1 protein-coding gene is annotated in these 223 nt (G+C 55.6%); it reads right to left on the minus strand.

What is annotated here, in order from left to right; translation table 11 throughout:
- Nucleotides 1–219 (minus strand): 2Fe-2S iron-sulfur cluster-binding protein (locus tag FDX22_RS26285; RefSeq protein WP_146718008.1); only part of this gene is annotated, 219 nt, incomplete at its 3' end.
- Nucleotides 220–223: the final 4 nt, after the last annotated feature.

Raw genomic sequence — 223 nt, forward strand, 5'->3', positions numbered from 1 at the left:
TTCGGTGGCCGGTGTCATACAAGACATCACCAGGCGACCACGCGTGTCTTCCGCGTTCTGATATTGCTTCACCGCACACTGGCGGCAAGCACCGACGCTGCCCAGCGCCGGGTGCCAGCAAAAGTATGGAATATCAAGGCCGAGAGACAGACAAGCTTCCAGCAGGTTGTCCGCTCCATTGACCTCATATTCTTTGCCGTCTACATGAATCGTAGCCATAGTC

Source organism: Citrobacter sp. TBCS-14, from assembly GCF_005280805.1.
Classification (GTDB): domain Bacteria; phylum Pseudomonadota; class Gammaproteobacteria; order Enterobacterales; family Enterobacteriaceae; genus Citrobacter; species Citrobacter gillenii.